The organism is Streptomyces sp. DH12 (genome assembly GCF_020873895.1).
Lineage (GTDB): Bacteria > Actinomycetota > Actinomycetes > Streptomycetales > Streptomycetaceae > Streptomyces.
Window position 1 is genome coordinate 1 of the sequence record NZ_JAHWGT010000586.1, and the last position, 552, is coordinate 552.

Genomic DNA, 552 nt, shown 5'->3' on the forward strand with positions numbered 1-552 from the left:
GGCCCCGCAAGCGCCATCCGACCGGCACGGACACGATCACCAGCAGCGCACCGAGTCCCAGCAGGATGCCGCTCACCGGCAGCCGCGACAGCAGCACGAAGCCGGTCAGGACGGTGCCGGCGATCGACCCCACGGTGCCGGCGCCGGACAGCCGGCCGACGACCGTGCCGGTCTCGGCGAGGCTCGTGAGCCGCACCTTCGTCACCAGGGGCGTCACCGCGGACAGCAGCGCGCCCGGCACCAGGATCGTCAGCGCCGCGACCAGGATCAGCAGCGGCCGCGCCCACTCCGCGACGCCCCGCAGCACGGCCGGCGTGAGGGCCACGACCACGCCGGAGATCCCGAGCGCGGGGGCGAGGAGCCGCAGTGGGTCGACCTGGTCGGCGACGCGCCCGCCCAGCCACGAGCCGAGCGCGATCGCCGTGAGGGCGATGCCGATCACCAGGGTGCTGGTCTCCAGGGTGAGGCCCAGGTACGGGGCCAGCAGGCGCAGGGCGACGATCTCGACGACCAGCACCGCGGCCGAGGCCCCGAACACCAGCGCGGCAGCGG

The 552-nt window shown here is 75.4% G+C and carries 1 protein-coding gene; it reads right to left on the reverse strand.

What is annotated here, in order from left to right; all coding sequences use genetic code 11:
* On the reverse strand, positions 1–552 hold a 552-nt coding region (locus tag LPA54_RS35910; RefSeq protein WP_228984743.1), incomplete at both ends, for a fused MFS/spermidine synthase.